At 48.2% G+C, this 7,062-nt stretch carries 7 protein-coding genes; 1 reads left to right on the top strand and 6 read right to left on the bottom strand.

The features are described from left to right. Positions 1–136 precede the first annotated feature (136 nt). Positions 137–598, top strand: a complete 462-nt coding sequence (locus O0S10_RS02915; protein WP_268924402.1) for a hypothetical protein — start codon at positions 137–139, stop codon at positions 596–598. 349 nt (positions 599–947) lie between these two features. Here O0S10_RS02915 and O0S10_RS02910 read toward each other — a convergent pair whose 3' ends face one another. The 6 genes from O0S10_RS02910 to O0S10_RS02885 form a co-directional block, all read right to left on the bottom strand. Then, positions 948–3,224: a DEAD/DEAH box helicase gene (locus O0S10_RS02910; RefSeq protein WP_268924401.1), complete on the bottom strand. Its 2,277-nt coding sequence runs from the start codon at positions 3,222–3,224 to the stop codon at positions 948–950. A 70-nt stretch (positions 3,225–3,294) separates the two neighbouring features. Next, on the bottom strand, positions 3,295–3,636 hold the full coding sequence (locus tag O0S10_RS02905) for a HepT-like ribonuclease domain-containing protein (RefSeq protein WP_268924400.1): 342 nt from the start codon (positions 3,634–3,636) through the stop codon (positions 3,295–3,297). Beyond that, the gene (locus tag O0S10_RS02900; RefSeq protein WP_268924399.1) at positions 3,633–3,968 is read right to left on the bottom strand and encodes a nucleotidyltransferase family protein; all 336 of its coding nucleotides are present in this window, start codon (positions 3,966–3,968) and stop codon (positions 3,633–3,635) included. Before O0S10_RS02900 ends, O0S10_RS02905 begins: the two co-directional genes overlap by 4 nt. Positions 3,969–4,076: 108 nt before the next feature. Beyond that, positions 4,077–4,859, bottom strand: coding sequence for a DUF4422 domain-containing protein (locus tag O0S10_RS02895; RefSeq protein WP_268924405.1), 783 nt, complete (start codon positions 4,857–4,859; stop codon positions 4,077–4,079). Positions 4,860–5,368: 509 nt separating this feature from the next. Next, positions 5,369–5,569: an S-adenosylmethionine decarboxylase gene (locus O0S10_RS02890; protein WP_268924398.1), complete on the bottom strand. Its 201-nt coding sequence runs from the start codon at positions 5,567–5,569 to the stop codon at positions 5,369–5,371. Between the two features lie 169 nt (positions 5,570–5,738). Then, a complete protein-coding gene (locus O0S10_RS02885; RefSeq protein ID WP_268924397.1) occupies positions 5,739–6,968 on the bottom strand; it encodes a hypothetical protein in 1,230 nt (409 codons plus the stop codon). Positions 6,969–7,062 lie beyond the last annotated feature (94 nt).

Here is a 7,062-nt window from a genome sequence, read left to right as displayed (position 1 = left end):
TATTGATCAGAACCCCGCATTTCACTCAGAAAATTCAAAGAGATGATCAATACCTCTATCATCAGTGAGATCAATATACCGGATTATAGGAACAACCCGTTTCAGCGAATCGGTCATTACAGGATGTTGACATCCCATGAAGCAAAATACCAAACGTATCCTCAGTATCATCCTAATACTTCTCGTCGTAGCGTCAGGTATTGCGATCGTTCTCTCTTCGCTACCACCGTCAGTCCCTCCTTTCCCCCAAGGTGCGAAGATTGTGATGTATCAGTGTACGATACTCGAATGTAATGAGACGTACCTTCAGGAGAAAAATACAACGATTACGCATCTGAATGATACCTTCCTGGATCAGTACCCGAAGTACAAAAAATGTTTTGAGACCGCATTCAATCAATCAGCAAAACAATATGGATGGAAAGAGAATCTTCGTCTGATTTCCGGCTTCCAGGATTTGGATCTGGTTTATCCGGACTTCCTTGAATTTTTTAGTGAAGAAGAGCTGGAATCCAATCAGCCGGTATATGAGTATCGGGGGAAATATTTCATAATATATGCACTGCCCACTCCAGGACGGACTGGTTATTACGTCTGAAGAAGACGAACATATGACCCTGCGGAATAGTTCGTAGAGGAACAAATGAGTAATTCACCGGAGGAACCGGAAAAAATTCTGTAAACAGATCGGTCCCGGATATTTTTTGTGAGTCAAACCGTTTTTTCCATATCATTTCCCTCCGCGAATAGGCAGCCCCCATCCTCTTAGTATTGCCGCATCACAGAATCCTGCGACCCGCAACCGCATCCTTACGCGGTCAGCAGAATCTTTCGTACCACACCATCCCTCGGTAAATCCTTTTCAGTTTCCGTTCAGGAATGTGTGCAAAGTGATAGTGTATACACCATCACTTTTTACAAAAAGTGATGGTGTATGAACTATCACCTTAGCTGTACTTCCTCTCCGCCGCTTCCACAATGCCGCCCGCCGTCTTTTCCCCGACACCCTTCACCTGCATCAGCTCCTCAGCGGACGCGGAGAACACCGCCCGCAGTGTCCCGAACGCCGCAAGAATCTCGCGGGCGGCCTTCGGTCCCACCTCCGGAACCGCGGTCAGAATATACTCCAGCTCCTCACGGCCGCTGCGTGCTGACTTGTGGCGGTGAAAACTCCGCTCACCTTTTGCCTCGCCCATCTCCCGGCGGGCAAACGCATACAGCATGCCTGCCGTCTCCTCGGCATCCCGGGTGAAGATGAGGGAGACATCAAAGTCCACCGCAATGGAGGCAAGCGTGTTGCGGATTGCATTCGGATGAATGTTCCGCAGTTCATAGAGATCCGCGATCGATCCCCCTTCGACGATCAGAACCGGGCGGGACGCCGACTCGGCGAGGGAGGCAATCTGCCCGAAGAGATCGCGGTCAACCAGCGTATCCACAAAGTCCTGGGCGGTCTTGCGCTCCACCAGCACACGGTCACCGATCGCATAGTCACCGACCGGCAGGGCCGCAAGGGTAATCTTTGCACCGAGATTGCTGAGATGCTCCGCAACCTTCGAAGACATCTCGCGGTTGTCAACGACAACCGCAGGCCTGTCCTCCCCGCCCCCCGCTGCAAGCGTCGCCGCACGAATGGCAGCGTCCGCAAGCGTGAGCTGACCGCCTTCAGCGGCGGAGCTGCCGGCGGGAACCGGAACTGCCGGAACATTTCCGCCCCGCATCGCCTTGACACCTTTCTGCATCTGCTTTTCACGGGTATTGCTCACCCAGCGGAACGTTTCATCGGTCGTTCCTTTGGTGATGAGAACAATGATCTTTCCCGCCGAGTTTCTGCCGGTACGCCCCTTTCGCTGGATACTCCGCACCTCGGACGGCACGGCTTCATAAAACACCACCAGATCGGTGGACGGAATATCAAGTCCCTCCTCCCCGACCGAGGTTGCGACCAGCACATGATACTCGCCTTCGCGGAACTTGCGGATCGCTTCGATCTGCTCCTTCTGCGACAGGCCTTTCTCCGCGTCGCGGGATGCCTGACCAACGAACCGGATAGCAGGAACGCCTGCTTCGGCAAGATGGTTGACGAGCATGGAGACTCCGTCACGATAAGTGGCGAACACGATAACGCGGGAGTCGGGATCAAGGACCAGCTGATCCAAAACGATCCTGACGACCTCGTCGGCTTTGGGATGCAGTTCCCGCGTCCAGCTGTCCGCGAGTGCAAGCAGGCGTTTGAACCGTTCATCCGCACAGAGCCGTTTGCTTGCTTTGCTTCCGGCGCCGGATGCTCCTTCACTCTCAAGGCGGGAGAGATAGGCTTTGAGTGCGGTCGTTCCCTGTGACTCGGCCATGGTGACGCCGTGTTTGAGTTTCATGAGTTCGGCGTGGACGGAAACGGCTGTATACGCAGTGCGGTCACGCTGCTGCATTCTGCTCTGAATCTGAGCCATGATGCCGTTTAAGGCTTTCATGGAGAGTGCTTCACGGCGGGGAACGCGGTAACCGAGGTCGGCGAGAGTGGAGAGGCGATCCTCGATCATGCTGTTCAAAACGCTCAGTGCGAGCCAGAGATCTTCGGGGAGGTTGACCGTCCGGTACTCGATCTCCCGTTCGTGAACGTACGGCCGTACGTCTGCATCCGTCTCAACCCGGCTTTCGACGATGTTAATGGCGAGATGGCCACAGATTTCCGCGACCATCTCCGGGTCGGAGCCGGGAGAGGCGGTCATGCCGAGGATGAGGGGCTGCGCCGCAGTTGCGGCGTAACGTTCGGCGATGAAGACATAGGCATAGTTACCCACCGTCCGGTGGCATTCATCGACGATTAAGAGTGAAACGTCGCGCAGTGTGTAACGTTCGGCGATGAGATCATTTTTGATGACCTCGGGCGTTGAGATACAGAGACGGGCGCCACCCCACATCTCGATGCGTTTTGCCGGCGGGTTGCTGCCGGTAAACATGGCGACGTCGCCTTCTTCGAGAAGGAGGTTCTGGGAGAAGTAGCGGAAGTGCTGCTCAACCAGGGGTTTGGTCGGGGCAAGCATGAGAATTTTGCCGAGAGCCAGCCGCTCGGCTGCGACGCGAAGCGCAACGGCGGTTTTTCCCATGCCGGTCGGCAGGACGACAAGGGTATTTCCGTCAAGAGCGTGCTTTGCGATGTTGGTCTGGTAGGCACGTTCTTCGATTCTGTCCGGCGGGATGAGGGGGTGGCTGACGTGGGGCATTGTTTCTGTGGTATTATATTAGTGCGGGATGATACAAAAGTCTCGGTGGTTATGGGAGAGCAGCCGGAGTTTATGCAGACAGCAATTTCACAATCCCCCGTTTCAGCGGAGGGATATCATACTGCAGGATATTCCATATCTGCATCAAATCAATGGCCGCATATCCGTGAATCAGTTTGTCACGAGTTCCTGCCATCTCTTTCCACGGAATCTCCGGGTGCTCCGCCTTGTACGTATCAGGGATGTTTTTCACTGCCTCTCCGATAACCTCAATGGATCGTATCATTGCATTCTGATACAGTGCCCGCTTCATAAACTCCTCATGTGAGATTGCCGGAAGTTCAGACTCAATTACCTCAATCTGGAAAAGAATGTCGAAAAGATACACCTGTACCTCTTTTCTTGGACTCATGCCGTCACTTCCGGAACTTTTCCGAACAGAATCATGGATGGTTCAATAGATGTCCGGAAGTACGGCTGCATATAGGTAATCGGCACAAAATCGATCTTTCTTCCGAGGAGTTCTTCCAGATACTCAATAACGGCAAAGTACTCCTTCATGCCGCCCTGCTTTCCTTCCTGATAGGCGTAGAGAATATCAATATCCGAGTCAGGTGTGTCTTCACCGCTGGCAACGGAACCAAAGATACCGATCGTCTCCAGACCGAACCGTTCCCGTAGTTCCGGAAAATGTTCGGATAATTTTCTGAGGACGTCCTCTTTGATACTCACGTATGCGGGCATTGGATACGTTGGTAGTTTGTCTGTAAATTCTTATGAAGGTTTGCCAACAAACCGAAGTCGAGATAAAGAAGTATTTTGTAACAGAGATCAAAAAATAGAAGAGGAGGTTTATGTGTTCGTGTGAATTCGTTGAAGGAACGCATACATAGTATTCTGAATGAGGAGTACGGCATTGTAAAGATAAATATTTGACATGGCAAATCTGGCAATTGGACGGGGACATTTGGAGGAGATGGAAACATAAGGAGGAACAAACCAGATTTTTACTTCTTTTACTTTGAAATTGTTGTGGAGTATATAGAGATGAAACAGTCTTTCTGCCAGAAATCCTATTGCCCGCATATTATATTCGGATCTGCCGTCATGGAGGTCTAGCCTCTGTTCGATCTGATCTAATAAGGGGAATAACCAGTCACAGTACTGGTGGAAATTCTCTGTACCCGTGATAAACATATTCGCCGCAAAGAGTTTTCTCTTTTGGAATATTGTTTTTGAACTCTCATAATAATCTGGGTACATCTCCTTTAACACATCGTTGAGAATATCCCAATCTTTGGGAATATGACAGTGGCATAGGTGTTCTGCAATGTTTGGGTACACTGAGAATTTTTTTGGCAGAATGAAATCATACGCGGACAAATACTTATGAATCTGTTTGCTTGTCAGTTTGAATACCCTCCGATAATGATACAACCCCGCATACTCATGCTGATCGTTCTTCCACATCCAGTAAAGCCCTGTCAGTTCACAGTATAACCGGTCTTTCTCCGAAATAGTATCCTCACCCAGATCATCCCGCAGCTCGCAGCAATGTTTGTCCCGGCAGGCAGCGCCGATCTCCAACGGAATACAATAATCTGCCAGCCACGTACATTCAGGACCATGGGTCATAACATACACCGCAAGGTCATCTTTTTGTTCAGTCTTCGGTAATAAACTCATAGATAACTCCGAAACAGAATTGATATCCTTCTCTGTGAGGAGTTAAACGGAAGAAACAGTAAAGGGAGATTTTTCCGGAAGTCACAGATATTTTTCAAAAAATCTCAGGGAAAAACAAATACCCGGAGTAACTTTTGCAGGAGAATTATTCCAAAAGAAACAGATAACAAAAAAATAAGAAAATATTTTTCAGAGATAGATATATCTTGTTCCAAAGTACATTATATCCTCACAGAGTAGGATAGCACAAAAAAAATCCACACGATCTTTTTTTGAAAAAATTCCGTGCATCTCTCCAGAATCACGAAGAGACATTTCACTCACGAAAAAATAAAAAATTATCCCAGCTGAGCAAACGTCTGCCTGCCCTTGATCAGCTGATATACCACTGCCGGAATCTCCGCAAGCGGCAGCCGCACCTGCTGCATCGAATCACAATCCCGGAGTGTTGCCGGCCATCAGCGGCAGAACCTCCGCCTGACCTTACACGAAAAGATATCAATGGATGTCTCATCCGAATTTGGCGCGAGGTGCGTGCTGATGCACGAAATAGATCTGAGTTGTATCACCGACTTCCCGAACAGTTCGCCTTTTCCGAATTCTTCGATGATACATTCCCCGTATGCTTCCATTCCAAGAATTCTGACTAATTTCTTCATTCACGTCCTGATGTAAACATCATTCGTCAATGGTTCTGTATCACAGTTCTTTAAGTCAATGCTTGTTAACAACCCCCAGCACTCATTACCTTCATATTTCATAAACAACTCCTCCCTTTCTGGGAACAGGTTGTGCCGGAAACGAACCGGCTACACCCTAATAAAACACTTAATACCCCGGTGGGTTGTGATAATTATCAACGATGAGTTTCTTAATATCATCGTTAATATCATCATCATCATCGTCTATGAATGACATGCTTGGTACCGTGAACCCGTGTTCTTTTATCAGGTTAACAATCCTCTCTATTTTATCCCTTACCATATCATCTAACTGTAATGCTCTGAACAGAAGGTCTGATACGAGTCCGGAAACAGCGACTAGAAAACCAACTGCCCCCAGAACGAGTGATACTATTTCTAATGTAGTAGGCCCGGGCAACGAAAACCATTTCAGTTTCATGCAAATTAATAGCGATATGTCTGCGATACACAATATTGCATTAAGTACAATACCTGTTATCAACAATCCTTTGACAGCCTTGAACGTCTTTTTCTGGTCTTTGATAGCCTGCTTGCATACACTCATTTCGTTTATCTCACTCTGGTACCACATGTAGGGATCATTATACTTGATAGGGTGAACTAACCCGTCCGTTCCATACCCGTATGTAGGACGAAAGTCCAGAACTATACCAGCCTGAGCACCTAGTTCGCCTACTGTAATAGACCCGTCGTCTTTCTTCTTAACAGGTTCATCATCTAATGCGGTTGCTATAAGTCCCTTTAGACTACCAACAACATCTGCGATGTCCTTAAAGCTTGGTATACTAAACGAAAGAAGCCTGTTCTTGATATTCTGCACTTGTCCCTCTAGCGCAATAGGGACTTTGGCTGCACTGATAAACCCGGTTGCATTCGCCGGTGCGAACTCCATTCCTTCGGGAGTGTGTTCGGCTATAATTTTATCTAAATTTACTACTTGGTTATTATCATCCAGTATAAGTTCGCCGTATATTTCCGGCATGGTTTCTTCTACGTGTTGCAGCTTCTTAGCTACATACATCATATTACTATACCATTCGTCCACGGCCGTAAGGTTCTCCTTATACTCCTCAGGAGTCATCTTGTTCTGGAACTTCTTTAAGTCCTTCAGGAGTAAGTCATGTCCATACTGAGCCTTATACCTTATAGCTTCTGATGGGAACGGGTGTCCATCTTCGTCTTTGAATACGACGAAAGTGTCGTATAATTCTTTGTTGTATGCGTCTTGGCATTCATACCCATATACTGGTGATATACAGAATGCTGACAACATCAACGCTATCAACAACACCATCATTCCACGACTGAGGTGTTCCTTCCATACCTCTTTACCACGAGTCAGTCCATTTTCCATATAACTCCATACAAACTACTCAAACATCAGGGTAATGACAGTAGTTTTCATATTTCATGGTGGCAACACATGAGAAATAGTGACATCCATACAG

Origin of the sequence: Methanocorpusculum petauri (assembly GCF_026891975.1) — an archaeon.
Taxonomy (GTDB): domain Archaea; phylum Halobacteriota; class Methanomicrobia; order Methanomicrobiales; family Methanocorpusculaceae; genus Methanocorpusculum; species Methanocorpusculum petauri.
The sequence above is the reverse complement of the archived record's forward strand: the minus strand, read 5'-3'. Positions and strand labels throughout refer to the sequence as shown.

Bases quoted from the DNA above. Each gene is read 5' to 3' on its own strand.
- O0S10_RS02915 (WP_268924402.1), top strand. From the start codon at position 137: ATGAAGCAAAATACCAAACGTATCCTCAGTATCATCCTAATACTTCTC.
- O0S10_RS02910 (WP_268924401.1), bottom strand. From the start codon at position 3,224: ATGCCCCACGTCAGCCACCCCCTCATCCCGCCGGACAGAATCGAAGAA.
- O0S10_RS02905 (WP_268924400.1), bottom strand. From the start codon at position 3,636: ATGAGTCCAAGAAAAGAGGTACAGGTGTATCTTTTCGACATTCTTTTC.
- O0S10_RS02900 (WP_268924399.1), bottom strand. From the start codon at position 3,968: ATGCCCGCATACGTGAGTATCAAAGAGGACGTCCTCAGAAAATTATCC.
- O0S10_RS02895 (WP_268924405.1), bottom strand. From the start codon at position 4,859: ATGACCCATGGTCCTGAATGTACGTGGCTGGCAGATTATTGTATTCCG.
- O0S10_RS02890 (WP_268924398.1), bottom strand. From the start codon at position 5,569: ATGAAGAAATTAGTCAGAATTCTTGGAATGGAAGCATACGGGGAATGT.
- O0S10_RS02885 (WP_268924397.1), bottom strand. From the start codon at position 6,968: ATGGAAAATGGACTGACTCGTGGTAAAGAGGTATGGAAGGAACACCTC.